The sequence below is a fragment of the Halocatena marina genome, from assembly GCF_023276375.1.
Lineage (GTDB): Archaea > Halobacteriota > Halobacteria > Halobacteriales > Haloarculaceae > Halocatena > Halocatena marina.
In genome coordinates this window covers 1,256,119-1,273,838 of the sequence record NZ_JALLPK010000001.1, presented here as the reverse complement: position 1 = coordinate 1,273,838, position 17,720 = coordinate 1,256,119, and the positions used below count along the sequence as shown (strand labels likewise).

Sequence of the window (17,720 nt, the reverse complement as noted above, 5' to 3'; positions counted from 1 at the left end):
TGCCAATTAGAAAAGTGTATGAAGGACGACCCAAGACGATCTATCGGTGCAAATACTGTGCCAAGGAACGAGAGCGAAAGGTCTTCTTTCGATACGAAGACTGTGACGAGTTCAAAGCTGACTAATAGAAATATTTGGTCAGATTCGATCAACCTTGTTTCAATTTTTCGACCGAATAAATCATGAAGCATTGTCTAGTCAGTTGTTTGTATCCCTCTTGAGAGGAATGCAGTTGTTGAGCGCCTGATTCAGTCACTGGAAATTATAGTAGTAGACGAAGGAGGCCAGCAGCGCTAGAATAACCAGGGAAATCCCTGTGTTGGAGCTAACGTTCCCAACGTCCACTATCCGGCCTTCGTATATCGGCATATAATTTATCGCATTCATCACACAATTCACCGGCCGATACACTCTGTTCAGTCTATATCAAGCATTTCCCAATCGATTTTAGGATTTACAACGAATCCAAACAGAGAGCAGTAGACACGAGCAGGAAAAATCTGTAGAATGAGACCAAATACCCAAGAGTTGTGTGGTAATCATTGTGAAATCCATCGTAGGACACAAACACTATCCCTTATGCTAGTTCTTGCTCGGTCATGGAACCGACGACAGGTTACAGAATCACAAGAAGTCGTAGTGACTTCTTGATCGCTATCTTTCTTCACCACTATACTGAGGTTGGCTTGCAATCGGCACGAAATGAAAGTCGTTCTATCAGCGATGGCGTTATGGCTGGCAGTACAGAAATGACAGAGCCGAGAGATCACGGAAAGAGTGCAGACAGCATTGAGAATGAGTCTGTGAGCGTGTGGGCGCATTCATACTGTATGGAAAAATTCGGAGAGATATGGTTCTAACAAGGCAATCAGATCTAATAGAAGAAAAAACGAGTACACAGCCACAATCGAGGCGCGAACGTGACAGTTGCAACGTGATCACCTGCTCACACAATCACGTTCGAGAACGGATCGACAATCACGACTACACTCAGAGAGAGTATTCCAATAACGAGGAAAATGAGCTGGACTGAGAATCGATTTCGAACTGCAATCGCCGTTTTCGCGGTGCTCGCTGGAATCGTGGTGTACGTTATTGGCCACGAAGTGTTTCCGTATCTCTCGGTAAATCACGATGAAGGGGTATATCTCCAGCAGGCGAATCTACTTCTTCAAGGGAAACTATGGCTCACGGCTGATCTTTCAAAGGTCTTTCAGCCGTGGTTCTTCATACGGGATGGAAAGCGTCTCTATCCGAAGTATACGCCGGTGGCTGCGGGGCTGTTCACCCCTGGGCTTGCGCTTGGCATTCCTCGGTTGGCGCTCTCGGTGATCGCGGCTGGCAACGTCGCGTTCGTCGGTCTTATCGGGCGTGAGGTGTTCGACCGACCGACAGGTGTCCTCGCCGCCGGGATTACTCTTTTGACACCGTTTTTCCTGTTTATCTCCGCGACATTCATGTCGTATGCACCAACGATGCTGTTGAACCTCATGTTTGCGTTCGGATACATCCGGATGCATCGACAGCGGCGTCGGCGATATGCTATGCTCGCCGGAGGAGCGATTGGGCTGTCGTTTTTCTCCCGCCCGTATTCAGCCGTTCTCTTTGCGACCCCGTTCGTTGTTCACGCACTCAGTGTGGCGTTTGTTGCCATCCGCAATCAGAACGACTGGCAACCACTGATGGAACGAGAGGCAGTCGTCGCCCTCTTCGGACTGGGCGGAGTTAGCCTCGCCCTCGCGTACAACGGTATCGTGACAGGTAACCCGTTCCTCTTTCCCTATCAGGTATTCGCGCCGTTGGATGGACTAGGATTCGGATTTCGGAGACTCACCGGGCCGGGACTCTGGTATACGATTGACCTCGCGCTGCAAGCGAACACACAGCTCGTCATCGAACTCCTCTCTCAATGGACATTTGCTGCACCGATTGGTTCGATACTCGCTGTACTCGGCCTCATTCCAGTCGTACTCCACCAGCATGAAAGTAACAATGAAACGTCACTTCCTGATTGGGAGCTTCGAATGATTCTTTCAGCAGTGTTCGTTTCCGTCATCGTTGGAAATATTTACTTCTGGGGAACGTTCAACATTCTTGGAGCGGTCACAGATACCACAGACGGCTTCATCTCGAAACTTGGTCCGTACTATCATCTCGATCTCATACTCCCACTGTCCGTGTTCGCTAGTGCAGGCGCGCTTTGGCTCGGACGAACGATCAGATCGACGGCCGCGAAACACACCTCAGCGGAGACAGCACGACTAGTCGTTATCGTGCTCATTATCGTCTCGGCACCAATTATTGCAGGCGCAGAATACAACAGGATTGAACCAGTGGTTGAGCGAAATATGGAGTATACCGACCAGTATGCAGAGGTATACGCCCCATTCGAGAAACAGACGTTCGATCACGCGCTTGTCTTCCTGCCAACGCCGCACGAGGAGTGGTTGGGTCACCCGTTCCAGTCGCTCCGCAACGGCGGCTCGCTCAATGAGGGCTCAACCCTTTATGCACAAAATCTCGGTCCAACCAAGCAATTCGCTACCATCGATGCGTACCCCAATCGAACACCCTACCGATTCACGTACAGGGGGCTGTGGGATAGTGGGAAAGGACAGCAAATCACCCCACATCTACAATCACTCGATATCCGCAACGGCTCTCATCACCGATTCACGACAACCGTTGGTGATCTCGGACGACTATCATCGGTTCGCCTCTCGGTAAATAAAACAGAGATCGTTAGTTATCATCGTGGTTCAGACGCGAGCAAAGAGAAACCGGTCACGGTACGCTGGGATGTCAATGGAACGCACGTAAGGCTAGCGGATATTCAAGGGGCGCAAGGAGCAATGAGTAACACTACCAACACCACCCAGCGGACTCTGCCAACCGGTCGTGTCACTCCACACCCAACTGCAGAACAGACACATGCCGATGCAATTGCCGTCGAAGGACCAGTCTACGCCACGTTAGCGATCACCTTCAGAAAAGACGACGGTGATCCCGTTACGTACAGTCAGGGACTCGCTATTGATGCGAACAACGAGAGTGCCCGATTCCTCTGGCCTGGCCCGACGAAGGTCTGTAGAGGCTCGCACTCGTGTGGGCGTGAAGGAATGTACGTGCCAGGGGGGACGTATCCTCCAGAAGTCAGTATGAATACAACCATACAAACAGAGGGGAAACAAGGCACCAATAGTGTTAGCCCAGAGTCAGAGTCTGAATTAGAACCGAAAGAACGGGCGTCGGCCATTACAGCGTAGTCGATATCGTTCGCCTATCGGCCCGCTGTCGTTGGTCTTTGTGTGTAAAACTGGTCAGAGGTATCCCAGTTCACGAAGCTGATTTTCGACCGATTCATCGAACGCGAGGTCTTGTTCGTCAGCAGCCGCCTGTTGTTTGTACTCCACCAGACTTTCCTCGAAGAGTGCTGTCGCTTCCGATTTCGGTGCTATATCGTCCGTGAGTAACTGCTGGCGTGATGGTCGGTTCGAATCGAGTTCGTACTCATAGCACTCACCCAGTGAGTTCCACTCAATTTTCGTATCGTCGTGGTAGACACACCGGATCATTCGGTTCCAGTACGTGAACTCATCATCGGTGAATTCTTTCCCCCACGTGGGATCCGTCCCAAGCAATCCGATCGTTTCGGCGGGAATCCACTCGGCCGTGAGCGCGTCATCGAATGGCTCTTCGTGAGCGAGTCTAACGATGAGCTCGCTCAGTTGAAGATGCGAGAAGTACTCGGTGACGGTTTCTGGATACCCATCCGGTGGGTTAATAATCTCACACGGCGTGTGCATGATGCCTTCGGTCATGCTCCCAGTGTGATGAAAGAGCTCATCGTCGCTGTCGTAACCGAGATTGTGTCCGTGATCGGAGATGATAACGAACGTTGTTTCGCGGGCCGTAGATCGTTGAATATCGTCGATTAATCCGGATATCACACGATCGAGATACTCAACGGCAGCAGCGTACAGCTGTCGGTAATTGCGTGTGTACTCATCTGTCGCCGCGCCATCCTTGTTCAACTCCCATTTGTCGAACTCGTTCGAACTCCAGTCGTTCGGAACCGAGTGCAGCGATTGATCGAACTGGATCAGATTCCGAAGCGGCGTATGGGCGTCCATCATGTTCGCAAATAGGAAGAATGGCTCGCTGTCTTCTGTCGCTCGATCGTGTGCTGTGCGCGCGATGTTCTTTGCACCGTCGTCGACAACCTCGGGGACGGGCAGCCGTTTCACCGTTGGACCGATCTGTGACCAAACACCGTTAGCGACGCTCTTCAGCGGTTTGTCGTGGTCGAAGCAAGCTCGAAGAAAATCCAAATATCGTTTTGCGGCGTTTGGCTCGTCGGACTCTGCCAAGAACTCCCGAATCACCAACCCATCTGTGAACAGACTTTCGTGAACATGCGAACCGATCGAGAAATCTTCGTACTCGTCGAAGAACGAGTCGAAGCCGAACACCCGATTCAGATACGAGTTCGCACTTAATCCGATCTTTCGATAACCTGAAAGATCGCCGAGGAACGTGTCGTTCTCATCGATCGTCGAGAAGCTAAATGACGAGTCGAAGCTCTCTGCGTGGATACCGTGCTGGTGGGGCAATTGCCCAGTGAAAATACTCGTATGGCTCGGCACACTCCACGAGCTTGCAGCACGAGCCTGCTCGAACGAGGTTCCCGACGCCTCCCGGAGTCGTGGTGCGCTCTCGTCGAACGTGTCCTTTCGAACCGTGTCGAGAACGATAAGTACAACATTCCGCATTCGTTACAGCCCTCCTTCAGTGACTCTCACTCGATCTCTGCCTATCGAGATAAATTTGACTGACATGTTATGGAACGAATCCATCAGAATGACATATGGCAAGAGGTTACTTATGAGTAATGCAAATCACGAGTATTTATTTAATAACAATTTTTATACCATTGCTGAATCAGCGACATTGGCACCTTTAGCCGGCATGAGACCTATTTCCAATAGGTATTATACTACAATTATATTTCTATTTTCCAATATATTCTATGATAGTCCGATGAATTTTGTATTTTATATTAACATTTCTTCGCCTGTGCTCTGCACAACCAGATCTGCTTCGAATGTTACTTTTTCACTTTTTATCCTCCAACAACATCTAAACGTAATCTTCTAACACACTCATTCACATCAGCTTTATTGCTCGCGGGAGGCCGATCGTTTTTCGTTCACATACACGAGTCGTCAGTAGAACTGAGCGTCTTCAAGAAGCAAACGTCGGGAGCAACAACCAGAACAGGTGGAGTACGACAAAACAACCTTTGCACATAAGTGAGCTTCTTTCACCTAGATTGCCCAATAATAACCGATAAAATCTGAATAACACGACAAAGTATATACCGTTTCAGAATAAATGCTCAAATATGTCGGAAACGACTAGCGGCCCATCGTGGGTAACACTCGCGTCGAACGAACGGGTCGTATGGAACGGGTCCCCGAGCCTCCGAGCAGCCGCCGGATCACTCGTGATAAGTCTGCTCCTCGTAGGATTTGGGGTTGGAGGAATCATGATTGCATTCAGCCGAGGAGAGGCGCTCATCAACGCACTCTCGGTCGTGTTAATCGGAATCGGAACCGTCGGTATCGTCGGGTTGCTTCTCCACCGCAGGAGCGTCCAATATGTCCTCACGTCCGAAAAAGTATACAAGAAATCAGGATTGCTCTCCTGTACAGTCCGTACGATTTGGCTTTCCCGAATCCAGCACACCACCATCACCCAAACCGTCCGAGAGCGCATCCTGTCGTACGGGACAATTGATATCGAGACAGCTGGTGGAAACGCGTCTGGCTTTCGTCTTGCAAACGTCTCGGACCCCGAGTATACGAGCGCCCTCCTCACCGAGCACGGAGCTACGAAGCCAAGAACCAACGAGCGAACCTCAAATAGAACGGTTACCGCACAACCACACGCGTACTAACACGCGAAGTGGTTCTTTTCTGTGCCCTCATCAGAACGTTGCTGATTGACAGCAAGCAACGGGAAGATTTTTCGTACAGATGGCCGCTATGACACTGAATCGGATAATATCCTCGGGCAGAGAGGGATTAGTCGCTGGCTGATTCCCCGTGCTCAGCGGAAGCTTCGTCATCGACAGACGAATACTGTGCTTCGTCTTCCGGGAAGTAACAGGCCGCCGCCTGCCCCTCCTCAGTAGCTTCCTCCAGCGTTGGTTCTGATTGATGGCATTGTTCGCGAGCTTTCGGACACCGAGGTTCGAATTTGCAGCCCGAGGGAAGCGCAACCGGGTCCGGTGGTTCACCGTCGAGAAGAATCCGATTACGGTCGACAGACGGATCCTTCTCCGGAGATGCCGCCAGCAGCGAGTTCGTGTACGGGTGTTTCGGATCCGCGACAACTGAAGCGGTCTCACCCATCTCTACAATTCGTCCAAGATACATGATAGCAAGACGGTCCGAGACCTGCGTGAGACTGGCAAGGTCGTGAGAGATGTAGATGATGCCGATGTCGGTTTCGTTTGCGAGATTTCGCAGGAGGTTGAGGAGGTTGACTTTCAGCGAGACGTCGAGCATCGATGCTGGCTCGTCACAGATCAAGAAGTCTGGATCGAGTACAAGCGCGCGGGCGATGGCGACGCGTTGACGCTGACCGCCTGAGAGCTCGTGAGGGTACGCATCGAGAAACGCCGTGCCGGGTGTGAGTCCGACCTGTTCGAGGGTATTGATAACGGTCTGTTCACGCTTTTCAGTTCGATAGTCGTGAATCACGAGCGGCTCGCCGACAAGATCACGGACCTTCTGTCTGGGGTTCAGCGAGTCGTAGGGATCCTGGAAGACGAACTGCATTTTCCTTCGGAACTCCTTCATATTGCCGTCGTGATACTCCTCAAAGGACATTCCGTCGAAGACAATTTCGCCACCAGTCGGCTCCTCTAAGAGCGCGATGGTTTCACCGAGCGTGGACTTCCCACAGCCCGATTCTCCGGCAACGCCAAGAACCTCCGAGCGACGGACTTCGATCGAGACGCCATCGACTGCCCGAATGTGGTTTTGCTCTTGACCTCGGAGCTTCGCAGCAAGCGACTGGCTCTGCGTATAATACTTCTCGAGTCCGTCCGTTTCGAGAACCACCTCATCAGTACCAGACTGTGCTGTGCTATCTGTAGTGATTCCCCACGTTCCGGGATCTGTCGCCTCGTGACGCATCTGTGCGGCCTTTTTAGCGTGGTGGCAAGCCGAACGCTGGTTACGGTTCGGCAGTTCGACGAACGCTGGGTGGGAGTTTTCGCACTCCTCGGTGGCGAACGCACACCGGTCGAGAAAAACACACGAAGCGGGTTCTTCAGTGAGATCAGGTGGTGATCCTGGAATAGAGACCGGTGTTTCGTCGGTCTCATCGACCGTCGGGAAGGAGTTCTTCAGCCCCATCGTATAGGGGTTGACAGGATTGATCAGCATGTTATCCACGCTCCCTTGTTCCATCACCTTGCCGCCGTAGAGCAAGGACAGTTCGTCGCACGTTTCGGCAATGACGCCGATATCGTGCGTAATGAGCAGGAGTGAGCTATCGATCTGGGCCTGAATGTCGAGGATGGTATCGATGATTTTGTCTTGAACGATCACGTCAAGTCCGGTCGTCGGCTCATCAGCGATGATGAGATCAGGATCAAGCGCGAGTGCCATCGCAATTGTGACTCGCTGGCGCATTCCGCCTGAGAACTCGTGTGGGTAGTCATCAATTCGACCGGGGTCGAGTCCAACCATCTCGAAGAGTTCGTGAGCTCGGCTGCGGGCATTCGATTTCGAGATGAGACGGTGTTTCTGGATCGCCTGACGTATCTGTGCGCTGCAAGTCATTGCCGGGTCAAGCGAGTCCATTGCACTCTGGGGGATGTATGCTATCCGCTCCCAGAGTATGTCTTGTCGTTCGTTCGCAGACAGTTCGAGAAGGTCAACACCATCAAACCGAACCGATGTAGCGTCGACTTGTGCATTGTCCGGCAATAGACCAATGATCGCTTCGGCGGCCGTGGATTTTCCCGAGCCACTCTCACCGGCGAGCCCATAGTTAATGCCATCCTCGATTGTGAACGAGACGCCATTGACAGCGTGGACGCGTCCATCGTCGGTACCGTACGTGACTTTCAAATCTTCGACTTCGAGTAAACTCATTGGTGATCGTTAATTTCGGGGTTAATGATTTCCTCGTACGCACGCCCGATGAGGAACACCGATGTCGTGACGGCAGCGATACCAAGCGCTGGTGGAAGGACCCACCACCACGCGACCCGGATGCTTCCTGAGGCGAAAAGCTGTCTGAGCATTCGCCCCCAGCTAGTCGTCGTCGGATCGCCGAATCCGAGAAACGCGAGACTCGCCTGAGCCGCGATCGACCACGCGACACCGTACGCCGTGTACAGAAAGCCGATCGGTAGGACGTTTGGCGCAACGTGACCGAACATCGTCCGGAAGTCACTCGCGCCGCTCGCGCGTGCGGATTTTACGAACGTCCGCTCGCGGATCGAGAGCACCTCCGAGCGCACAACGCGTGCAGGCATCTTCCAAAGGAAGGCCGCGATGATCAGCGTGATAATCCAGATATTTGGTCGAATAAATGTGAGCAACAACAGCGCCATCGGCATGAACGGCAGCGAGAACGTGAGGTCCGTGAGTCGCATCAGAACCTCATCCACCCAGCCACCGTAGTAGCCGCTGACCAATCCAACGAGGAATCCGATCCCGCCGGTCGCTATACCACCGAACAGTCCTACGATGAGGGTTGGTCGGGCTCCAGCGAGGAACTGGCTGAGCACATCTTTCCCGTAGGCGGTCGTGCCAAGCGGGGCCGCAAGCGTTGGCGGGTGTAACCGCATAATGACGCCATTCGCAGAGAGCACGCTGTAGCGGATCGGTTCGTGTGGAGCGATCACTGGGCCGAACACGCCCAGAAACAGGAAGCTTGCAAGAACGACCAAGCTCACGAACGCCGGTCGATCCTCGGCGATGAACTGGAGTTGGGTCCGAACCTGACTCGCTTTCGTTTGGAGCCAGTCACCGGTTGACCGGGAGAACTCGACGGACATCAGTTACCACCTCCCATCGAGACAGTCGGATCGAAGTACGCCGATAACACGTCGGCTACGAGATTCATGATGATGACAGCGAGCGCCATGAGGAAGACAGCAGCCTGTACAACCGGGTAGTCTTGCTGTGCAATCGAGGTGACCAACTGGCGGCCAATACCTGGCCAACCGAAAACCACCTCGAGCAAGATGAGACCTTGAAACACCATCCCGAGCCGGAGCGCAAAGTACGTCAGCACGGGCAACAACGAGTTCCGACCGGCACGCCACAGCTGCTCAGTTTCGGAGAGGCCTTTCGCTCGATGAAGCTTGAGGAACGCAGAACCCTTCCGCTCGACGATACCGTTCCGAGCAAGCAAGAGAAAGTCACCGCTGTAGTAGAGCATGGCGACAGTAAACGGGAGTATGTAGTGATGGAGAAAGTCGATCGAGAAGTAGGCTCCGACACCGTTTGGAGTAACCGTGATATCTCGCATCCCGAATGCCGGAACGAGATTGAAGGTGTACGCGAAGACGATAATGAACCCGAGCGCTGAGATAAATACCGGTGTCGACCGAAAGAAGGTGGTCGTTACGATACTTCCTGTCTCCAGCCACGATCCTCGATTCCAGCCAGCGACCATCCCGAGAAGCGTGCTCAGGATCGCCGTACAGACCAGAGCTGGGATGAGTAAGACGAGCGTGTTGAGCAGTTTCGGACCAAGAATTTCCCAAACGGGCCGGCTCTGTCGGATCGAGTAACCAAACTGGAACGTGAGCAGGTTTCGAAGATAGGCGAGATATTGCTCACTGAGAGGTCTGTTCAATCCATAGAGTTGCATGATCTCCCGAACTTGTTGTTCGGTGAGATTGCCAGACGCGACCAACTGCGTGAACGGACTGCCTGGTAGCAGCCGGAGTGTGAAAAAGATCACCGACACAGCGACGAGCGTGAGCAATACGGAAATTCCGATCCGCTTTGCGAGGAATCGCTGGAACTCACTCATGCATCCACCGCTTCACTGCGTGCGATAACCGTCCGATACTGTTCGACGATAGCCGTATCGAGGAAAGTACCGTCGACGACGATCGAATCGCGCTCTGCGTCTTCGAACGCAGCAACGAATCGCTGTGCTTGCTGAATTTCCTCGTGTGATGGAGTGAATACGTCATTGAGTATCTCGATCTGTGCGGGATGGATCGCCTTCTGGCCGACGAACCCGATCGCCCGTGCCCTGCGTGCTGTCTCGCGTAGCCCTGCTTCATCGGTGTAATCCTGATAAACCGTTGCAAGCGGTTCGAGTCCACCGAGTGCGGCTGCGCGCACTGTCATTCGTTCGAGTTCGTCACGAAGTCGCTCCGGTCGACCGGTTGCACCGACTGCATTTGTATAGTCACCAAAGCCAAACGAGAATCCGGAGACCGAAGGAAGCGTTCGTGCCGCCTTTGCAATTGCATGTGCGTTCGCAACGCCCTGTGGCGTCTCAATCGTCGGGATGAACTCCGGTGTTGGCCCAGCCGCGTCGGTGGCGACCCGAACGGCGGTCTCGAGGTGACTCGGTTGTCCGACCATCGGAAGCACGATCGTATCCACGCCAGCCTCGACAGCTGCGAGGGTGTCATTGAGCCATGCATCCGTCTGGAGTCCGTTGATTCGCACACAGAGCTCTGTTGTTTCGAAGTCGTTCTCTGTGAGGACATCGATGATTCGATTTCGTGCAGCGGACACCGCAGTGTCTGGGATCGCATCTTCCAGATCAAAGATGACCGCGTCGGCAGCGGTTTCTACGCCCTTTACCATCATCGATCGGTCGTCTGCTGGCGTGTACAGCAGTGAACGGCGAAGGCGGTTGGTCATCTGTCTCCCTCCACTGTCGTCACGCCCTCGTCAGCAAGCTGTTTTAGTTCTGTTTCGGTAACCGAGGTCCGTTCGGGCAGTATTTCGAGAGTATGCTCACCGAGCCGTGGACCAGTGTGTCTCACAGCACCGGGTGTTTCCGAGAATTTCGGGAACACACCACGCATCGGGACAGCACCGTATTCGTCGTCTTCGACCACGATGATCGCATCACGCTCGTCGAAGTGGGGATCCTCGAAAACATCGGCCATATTATATACTGGTCCAAGGGCAGCCTCGTTAGTCTCGAAGATCTCGATTACCTCTTTGCGGGTATGACGCCCCATCCAGTCGTCGATAATTCCATCGAGTGTATCAGCGTTCGCTAGGCGGTCTTCCATCGTCTCAAAGCGTGGATCATCAACGAGTTCCTCACCACCGACGATCCGGAGAATACGTTCGGCGATGTTCGCTGAGCTGCCCGATATCGCCACCCATCGGCCGTCTTTGGTCTGATAGGTGTTTCGTGGAGCGGTGCGACTACTCTGGTTACCCGACCGTTCGTGATCGATCTCTTTCCGTCCGTACTCGATTACGTGATCACCGAGCGTTCCAAACATGGTTTCGAGAATTGCAGTGTCGATATACTGGCCCGTTCCATCACACGTATCACGCCAGTACAACGCCATCATCGTGGCGTACACGGAGTGCAGCGAGCAGATCGTATCCGCCATCGCGACGGGGGGCAACGTAGGTGGACCGTCTGCGTGACCGGTCGAGTACGCATAGCCACTCATCGACTCGACGAGCGTCCCGAATCCGGGCCGGTCGCTGTATGGGCCGGTTTGACCGAATCCAGTCGTCCGAACCATCACGAGTTCCGGATTGAGCTCCGAGAGCCTTTCCCAGCCGATATCCCACGATTCGAGCCGTCCCGGACGAAAGTTCTCGACGAGAACATCCGCATCCGCAACGAGCTCACAGAATAGCTGCTGTCCTTCGATGGTGTGGAGATCGAGTGGAACGCTCTTTTTGTTTCGATTGACCCAGAGATACGACAGCGGTTCTTCGTACGCTCCGAACTCTCGCAGCGCATCGCCCTGGGGATGTTCGATCTTGATGACCTCGGCGCCGAAATCTCCGAGCGCCATCGCGGTAAGCGGACCTGCATACAGTGACGCACAGTCGATGACGGTGACACCGTCAAGTGGTTTTTCACTCATCGCTGGCGAAATTCCGTTGTCCGAGATCTGTTCGTCGCTGGTGGCAGTTGCCGTTCTGTATCCGTTCGATGAACGCACCCCATGCAGCCCCGTTCGGAAATCTGAGGTTGCCGTTGTTGTCCCACGTGTATCCCGCCCGTTTGAGAATCGTCCGTGCTGCTTCTACGTCGTATCCGTAATCGTGTGTGTTTTTGTTGTGCCACATCATAATGTCTGAAATGAAGTTTTCGCCAGGCGGAACAGTCGCGTGTCCCCGGAGGACTTGTTTGACGAACCCTTTTTTGTCGGTGGATTTCGCGAGTGCGACTCTGAACTCCTTATCGCGGATTAATGGTGCAGAAAACATGAGCTTCGTATCTAATGGTGCGAAATTGTCGGTGACTTTCTTCTCGACGGCAGCGGGTCGTGCTGCGCGTTCGGCCTGCTGACTCGACAGACGGCCAGCGATGGCATCGATATCTCCGCTCTGGATGCCGCCGATCAGCGCATTGATGTTCCCGACGTTGACCCAGATTACACGGTCGATACCCGGTCCGGTGGTTGCACTCTCTCCGAGATGCTCTGTACGCCACTTGTTGTTCCACATCCAGTGCTCGTCACTACGATTGACGACAAACTTGCTGCTCTGAGACCAGCTCTCGAATTCGAACGGACCACTGCCGATTGGATTGGCTGGATTATACTGAGTCGGGTTGTCGATGTCTGCCCATCGATGCTTTGGAATGATCGCGCTTCGGACGACGCGTTGGGTTAGAAACGATGCATCCGGACGCTTGAGAGAGAACCGAACAGCGTGTTTGCCGAGTGGCTCGACAGCGTCGATCGGTTCGTAAAAAGGTGCTTGACTCGGTGATGAATGTTGTAGATAGTAATTGACAGTGAACGCCACGTCTTCAGCAGTGAATTGCTTCCCGTCGTGCCACGTGACACCCTTTCGAAGCTCCATCTCGATCGTGGTGTCGTCAACAACGGTCGCGTTCGTCGCAAGTGCGGGAATCACTTCGAGTTCAGGCGACGCATCGAATAATCCATCGTAAATATATCTGAGTCGCTTTTCTTCTGCACCACCGGCGGCCCACGGCAGATTGAGCGAGTTCATCGAGATGGTCGTGCCTTTCACGTAGGACCGGTCGCCAGCCGTCGGCTGGAGATTGACCTCCGACCATTGAAAGGCATCACCCGTCGGGCCATCTCCTGGTGTCGGAACGTACCCATTCCATTTTCGTTCGTTGGCGGCCGTGATGACATCCGGAAAGAGCGTAATGAGACCGCCCACATCCTCTGCAAAGATCGTTAGCGCCCGATCAACGAGGCGCTTTCGTGTCTTTCGGTCGCCCGTTTGCTGGCGCTGTCTGTCGAGGATGTCGTTGAGCGTTGGGTGCCAGTAGTTGTCGTAGTTCGACGGATTCGATTTGTGTCGGCGCATTAACAACGGATTTGGATCGAGTCCTCGCTGGGGATCCGGTCCGTGAGTACTCATCGAGATCATGTTTTCGAGGCCAGCTGTGGTCCAACTCTGTGCGTATAACTGATTCAGCGGACGGTCGTTGAGCGTCGTCGGTGCACCGAGATCAGCGAGTGCACGCTGGATCATGAATGCGTGCTCGCGCATCCACGAATCATCTTCTGTGGAGAACTCAATCGTCACTGGATCGAGCACTCCACCCGCTGTCGCAGTATACTCCATTGGTGGTGTGTCGGCTTCGATCGTTGGCCAGTCGTGCCAGTACTTCGTCTCGACTGATTCGGGTGCGCCTTTGGGTACCTCAGCATCGAGCGCGTTCGCATCGCTGTTTCCCGATAGCGGTGAGCTACACCCCGCAAGCGCGGACAGACCTGCGGCGCTAACCGCGGCTGCCGCGAGATACCGACGCCGACTGACTCGTCGTGTATCGTCAGCCACCATCGATCTGTGATGATCTTTTGTGTCCATGCAACAAGTCACCAAAAGACAAGTATCTCACTGAATCTTATCCCGATACGCGGTGGTTGCTACCACACTTTATATGAGGGGTGATATTCAGATGCCCGGTCGTCGGTCGTTCCCTGCGCTATTTCTCGCGGGGACCGTAGATCAGTGCGAAAAGGTTCCGTTCGGCAACTCGCAACCGTTCGCTCACCGTCGATTGGGAAACATTCAGCTCCTCCGCGATGTCGACTGTCGACGCCGTTCGCGGCACGTCGAAATAGCCCATATCGTACGCGGTTTCGAGCGCTGCGAGTTGCTCGTGAGTGAGCTTCGTGGTGAGAACTTCGGTTATTCGTCCACTACCGAGTGGCTCTCCCGGAGTTTCAATTTGATTCACACTTTGTAACTCAAATGCGCCCAACGTCTCCTCGAGTTCGTCGGCAAGTGAACGAAACTGTTCCCAATTTCGAACGGTGGCGACAACTTCAAACTCGTTTCCCTGCAGTGCGATTCGATTTGGAATCGCTTCCTGACGAAGGACAACGCTGAGAATAAAGGGATATGATTCCTTGGCGATAATCGTCAGGCGGCGGATCGCGACGCCAGATGGACCAGTTGGTATTTCGTGCGTGTAGAACAGTTCCACACCCCAAATCTCCGAAAGGGGTTCGTGTGGATCGAAATCAGTCGCCGACGATACCGTGAGCGACTCGATCCACGTGCCATCTTCGACATAGAAGGCATTATCGAGTTCGATGCTACGAACGTCATCGAGCTGGGTATCGAGTTTTTCCATCACACCGGTGGGAACCGTGTGGAACTTGACACGAAAAATCGTTTATCACTCCGTATTCCAATCATCAGCAACTATTATATGTACCTCACGGAAACGCTCTTTAGTTTGACTTCGTCGGACCCATGTCGAAGCAAGCCCAGAACGAACAGCACAGTAGAGATCGAGCGAATGACCGACACCCAAGTGTAGATGCAGCCGCGAATAATTAGTAGGCTGTTCTATCTATTCCTAACTGCTATTATTATATTAAATTCTATAATATACGTTTGTAACCAGGTACCTTTATCTCAGTGGATGTTGTTATGCACCATATATATGTCCGAAACGTGTTCAATTGCTACCGATTGGACGCTCCCAACGACACTCGTCTCACCCGCTCAGCGCCGAATCGATTGTCTCCCTGCTGAACCGTTGTCCGAACGGCAGCTCGTCGGCTTCCTTCAGGCAGATGCGGTTGTAGAGGTGTGGCTACCGCTGTACCAACAACACTCGGGAGAGTCTTCGAGTGGCACCGCAGAGCGACTGATTCGAGATGTGTGGATTGAGTTCGCCGATCGGTACCATGCTCTTCGATACGAACATCCGGGCGGGGGCTGTCCAGTGGCGTGGTACCGGGCACTCCGGCCGATCGAGACGGACTCAATACATGCGATGGTTGACGATCTCACCGCCCAGTATACTCGGCTCTCCCGCCGGCCCGCTGCGGCAGGAGCATAGACAGGGCGACCATTAAACTCGTTTCCATCCACGAGACCAATTACACTTTCAACCCGCTAGGCGAACGTATTCACCGATAAATGACCTCGATAGAGTGAGGAAACATGATCGAAAAACTCCGTCTCACCACCCGTATCGTAGAAGAGCAAGATGCTGCGCTGCGTTTTTACACCGAAAAACTCGGTCTCGAAAAGAAAGGTGACGAGACGTTTGGCCCCGAGGCTCGTCGCTGGGTCACTGTCGCCCCCAAACAAGACGATACGGTGGAAATTGTCCTTGAGCCACTCGACTGGTTCGAAGGTGAGGAGGCCGAACGTCGTGGTGCAATGTTGGGACGGCAACCGGCACTTGCTTTCACCGTGGATGATTGCCACGCAACGTACGAAACTCTCCGTGAACGAGGTGTCGAGTTTACCTCCGAACCAAAAACGCAACCTTACGGAATTGAGGCTGTTGCGACTGATCTGTACGGGAACGGAGTCGTTCTCGTCGAACACGTGTCTCCAGAAGAGACATAATAGAAGTACAGACGCTGGTCGAATCGCCTTGTTTTCAGTGTGTAAACACCTTCATAACAGCTGTTCTGTGTTATTCACGTCATATAGACAGATTCAGACCCACGACACGATCACAGTGAACCGATACACAAATCGTGTTTAGCATTATCTTATTGGATATCTGAAAGGAAACTTCCCACAAGTATCAGAATATAACACAATCAGAGATATGGTGCTATCATTTAATCGATGTTTGGACTAAAATCCGGATCGATACGGGTCAGCCACGATCAGAAGAACCAAGACAAATGGTTCCATACGTTGATGACAGACATATGGAGAGATCTGGTAGACACGATCGTCGATCAAAGAGGCGTAATCGTGATCCTCAGAGCCAGTCGATGGCGAAAAAAGTGCTGGCATTCGTTGGTACACTCGTCGCCACCAGTCTATCGCTGGTCGGCGGGGTCCTCATCGGGGGCTGGATCGCGTTTGAGACCCCGAACTGGCGGGCGTTTCGCAGTTTCATCGAAGGAATGACGATTGGGACCGGCCAATCGGTTGGTATCATGCTCTTTCTCATCGCGGTCGGAATCGGACTTGTGACCACAATCACGTACGCTGACTAACACGTGATAGTATGGGTTTCTGAACACATCATCTGCGGTTCGTCACACTAGATCGATCCCCGCCGAATTAGCTGTCTGTGGCGTATCGCTGCACGGTTCGAATCGTCGCGTCCGGCATGATTTCGGCTGTGAGTGTTTCACCGCCGTGTGCGAAGGTCATCTCAAGCCGTGGCGGGTCAGTTTCGAGCGTTTCGGAGTCAAACCGGTCGAGACGGCTCCATGCTCGGGATGCGTGGCCAGCTAACAGGTGGAGGTCGTGCTCGAAAAAGAACGACTCAACTTGCGGGTGAAAGGTTGCGAGTGTTGCGCCGGAGAATCGCATGCCACCACCACACCGCTGACATTCGAAGGCAGCCTGAGAGGGTTTTGGATTGGCTTCAGTGCCTCCGGGTAATCGTGCGAGCGCACCGTCCACGCGCCCGGCACAAACGTGACAGAATCCTGCAATGGTCCGTTTGACGAGTTGACGCAACCACCGTGCAAATGCCGCTGGGAGTTCCGATCGATCGAACTGCGTGAGGCACCCGGGCGGAAACGGGAACACAGCGCCTTTTCCGCACGTCTGACAGGAGATGTGGGCGCGCTCTCCGAAGTACTCAGCAGTCATCGCGCCGCCACAGAGCAGACAGTTCCAATCCAGTAATATTGGTTCAATAGTCGCGTCTGCAGTGTACGTTCCTGCGAGCATCGCACCGATGATCTGTTCACCAGCGTGTGTGAGTTCGTAGTCGTCGTCTTTTCGAATAAATGAACCACAGAGTTTCTCTAGGTGATAGTTGAAATTCCCGCTGTCGGCAACATCCACACGCGCTTGAAGTTCTGAGAACGACAGAGACGTATCCGGCGTTTCACCGAGTGCGTGGAGGATTTCGATGCGGACATCGTTCGCGAGCAGGCTGAAGACGTCCTCCGGTGAGCGTCGTTCAACGGTCACCGCACTATCTTCGATGGACGATTCGTCGATCATGTCTCACACTCCACGACGCCTCAATAATCAGCTTGTGGTAATACAATGGTGAAGCTGCGAGCGAACCAGACAGTCAGTACAGCT

Annotated in this window: 14 protein-coding genes; 5 read left to right on the top strand and 9 right to left on the bottom strand. The window is 53.4% G+C overall.

All coding sequences use genetic code 11. The annotated features are described in order from the left end of the window. The first annotated feature begins 1,019 nt into the window (after positions 1-1,019). Entirely contained in the window at positions 1,020-3,266 is a 2,247-nt protein-coding gene (locus tag MW898_RS05885) for an ArnT family glycosyltransferase (RefSeq protein WP_248905429.1), read from the top strand. Positions 3,267-3,320: 54 nt separating this feature from the next. Here MW898_RS05885 and MW898_RS05880 read toward each other — a convergent pair whose 3' ends face one another. After that, positions 3,321-4,772 carry a sulfatase-like hydrolase/transferase gene (locus MW898_RS05880; protein ID WP_248905427.1) on the bottom strand — a complete coding sequence of 484 codons (1,452 nt, stop codon included), beginning with the start codon at positions 4,770-4,772 and terminating at the stop codon, positions 3,321-3,323. Positions 4,773-5,404: 632 nt separating this feature from the next. Here MW898_RS05880 and MW898_RS05875 point away from each other — a divergent pair. Next, positions 5,405-5,959, top strand: a complete 555-nt coding sequence (locus tag MW898_RS05875) for a PH domain-containing protein (protein WP_248905425.1) — start codon at positions 5,405-5,407, stop codon at positions 5,957-5,959. Between the two features lie 127 nt (positions 5,960-6,086). On the opposite strand, the gene MW898_RS05870 is transcribed toward MW898_RS05875, so the two are convergent. The 7 genes from MW898_RS05870 to MW898_RS05840 all read right to left on the bottom strand — a co-directional run bounded on the left by MW898_RS05870 (position 6,087) and on the right by MW898_RS05840 (position 14,826). Then, positions 6,087-8,171 carry a dipeptide ABC transporter ATP-binding protein gene (locus tag MW898_RS05870; RefSeq protein ID WP_248905423.1) on the bottom strand — a complete coding sequence of 695 codons (2,085 nt, stop codon included), beginning with the start codon at positions 8,169-8,171 and terminating at the stop codon, positions 6,087-6,089. Next, entirely contained in the window at positions 8,168-9,082 is a 915-nt protein-coding gene (locus tag MW898_RS05865) for an ABC transporter permease (RefSeq protein WP_248905421.1), read from the bottom strand. Before MW898_RS05865 ends, MW898_RS05870 begins: the two co-directional genes overlap by 4 nt. Next, the gene (locus tag MW898_RS05860; protein ID WP_248905420.1) at positions 9,082-10,068 is read right to left on the bottom strand and encodes an ABC transporter permease; all 987 of its coding nucleotides are present in this window, start codon (positions 10,066-10,068) and stop codon (positions 9,082-9,084) included. Before MW898_RS05860 ends, MW898_RS05865 begins: the two co-directional genes overlap by 1 nt. Next, a complete protein-coding gene (locus MW898_RS05855; RefSeq protein ID WP_248905418.1) occupies positions 10,065-10,919 on the bottom strand; it encodes an HpcH/HpaI aldolase/citrate lyase family protein in 855 nt (284 codons plus the stop codon). Before MW898_RS05855 ends, MW898_RS05860 begins: the two co-directional genes overlap by 4 nt. Next, a complete protein-coding gene (locus MW898_RS05850; protein WP_248905416.1) occupies positions 10,916-12,121 on the bottom strand; it encodes a CaiB/BaiF CoA transferase family protein in 1,206 nt (401 codons plus the stop codon). Before MW898_RS05850 ends, MW898_RS05855 begins: the two co-directional genes overlap by 4 nt. Next, positions 12,114-14,054 carry an ABC transporter substrate-binding protein gene (locus tag MW898_RS05845; RefSeq protein ID WP_248905414.1) on the bottom strand — a complete coding sequence of 647 codons (1,941 nt, stop codon included), beginning with the start codon at positions 14,052-14,054 and terminating at the stop codon, positions 12,114-12,116. Before MW898_RS05845 ends, MW898_RS05850 begins: the two co-directional genes overlap by 8 nt. Before the next feature lie 118 nt (positions 14,055-14,172). Next, positions 14,173-14,826 (bottom strand): helix-turn-helix domain-containing protein, encoded by a 654-nt coding sequence (locus tag MW898_RS05840; RefSeq protein WP_248905413.1) that lies wholly within the window; start codon positions 14,824-14,826, stop codon positions 14,173-14,175. A 315-nt stretch (positions 14,827-15,141) separates the two neighbouring features. Between MW898_RS05840 and MW898_RS05835 the strand changes: the two genes are divergently transcribed. From MW898_RS05835 to MW898_RS05825, 3 genes are all read left to right on the top strand, one after another. Next, positions 15,142-15,543 carry a hypothetical protein gene (locus MW898_RS05835; protein ID WP_248905412.1) on the top strand — a complete coding sequence of 134 codons (402 nt, stop codon included), beginning with the start codon at positions 15,142-15,144 and terminating at the stop codon, positions 15,541-15,543. 104 nt (positions 15,544-15,647) lie between these two features. Beyond that, positions 15,648-16,061, top strand: a complete 414-nt coding sequence (locus MW898_RS05830; RefSeq protein WP_248905411.1) for a VOC family protein — start codon at positions 15,648-15,650, stop codon at positions 16,059-16,061. A 380-nt stretch (positions 16,062-16,441) separates the two neighbouring features. After that, on the top strand, positions 16,442-16,669 hold the full coding sequence (locus MW898_RS05825) for a hypothetical protein (RefSeq protein ID WP_248905410.1): 228 nt from the start codon (positions 16,442-16,444) through the stop codon (positions 16,667-16,669). A 67-nt stretch (positions 16,670-16,736) separates the two neighbouring features. Here MW898_RS05825 and MW898_RS05820 read toward each other — a convergent pair whose 3' ends face one another. Next, positions 16,737-17,636, bottom strand: a complete 900-nt coding sequence (locus MW898_RS05820; RefSeq protein ID WP_248905409.1) for a winged helix-turn-helix domain-containing protein — start codon at positions 17,634-17,636, stop codon at positions 16,737-16,739. Positions 17,637-17,720: the final 84 nt, after the last annotated feature.

What these genes read in the sequence shown, in the direction of transcription:
- MW898_RS05885 (WP_248905429.1), top strand. Translation starts at nt 1,020, where the DNA reads ATGAGCTGGACTGAGAATCGATTTCGAACTGCAATCGCCGTTTTCGCG.
- MW898_RS05880 (WP_248905427.1), bottom strand. Translation starts at nt 4,772, where the DNA reads ATGCGGAATGTTGTACTTATCGTTCTCGACACGGTTCGAAAGGACACG.
- MW898_RS05875 (WP_248905425.1), top strand. Translation starts at nt 5,405, where the DNA reads ATGTCGGAAACGACTAGCGGCCCATCGTGGGTAACACTCGCGTCGAAC.
- MW898_RS05870 (WP_248905423.1), bottom strand. Translation starts at nt 8,171, where the DNA reads ATGAGTTTACTCGAAGTCGAAGATTTGAAAGTCACGTACGGTACCGAC.
- MW898_RS05865 (WP_248905421.1), bottom strand. Translation starts at nt 9,082, where the DNA reads ATGTCCGTCGAGTTCTCCCGGTCAACCGGTGACTGGCTCCAAACGAAA.
- MW898_RS05860 (WP_248905420.1), bottom strand. Translation starts at nt 10,068, where the DNA reads ATGAGTGAGTTCCAGCGATTCCTCGCAAAGCGGATCGGAATTTCCGTA.
- MW898_RS05855 (WP_248905418.1), bottom strand. Translation starts at nt 10,919, where the DNA reads ATGACCAACCGCCTTCGCCGTTCACTGCTGTACACGCCAGCAGACGAC.
- MW898_RS05850 (WP_248905416.1), bottom strand. Translation starts at nt 12,121, where the DNA reads ATGAGTGAAAAACCACTTGACGGTGTCACCGTCATCGACTGTGCGTCA.
- MW898_RS05845 (WP_248905414.1), bottom strand. Translation starts at nt 14,054, where the DNA reads ATGGACACAAAAGATCATCACAGATCGATGGTGGCTGACGATACACGA.
- MW898_RS05840 (WP_248905413.1), bottom strand. Translation starts at nt 14,826, where the DNA reads ATGGAAAAACTCGATACCCAGCTCGATGACGTTCGTAGCATCGAACTC.
- MW898_RS05835 (WP_248905412.1), top strand. Translation starts at nt 15,142, where the DNA reads ATGTCCGAAACGTGTTCAATTGCTACCGATTGGACGCTCCCAACGACA.
- MW898_RS05830 (WP_248905411.1), top strand. Translation starts at nt 15,648, where the DNA reads ATGATCGAAAAACTCCGTCTCACCACCCGTATCGTAGAAGAGCAAGAT.
- MW898_RS05825 (WP_248905410.1), top strand. Translation starts at nt 16,442, where the DNA reads ATGGCGAAAAAAGTGCTGGCATTCGTTGGTACACTCGTCGCCACCAGT.
- MW898_RS05820 (WP_248905409.1), bottom strand. Translation starts at nt 17,636, where the DNA reads ATGATCGACGAATCGTCCATCGAAGATAGTGCGGTGACCGTTGAACGA.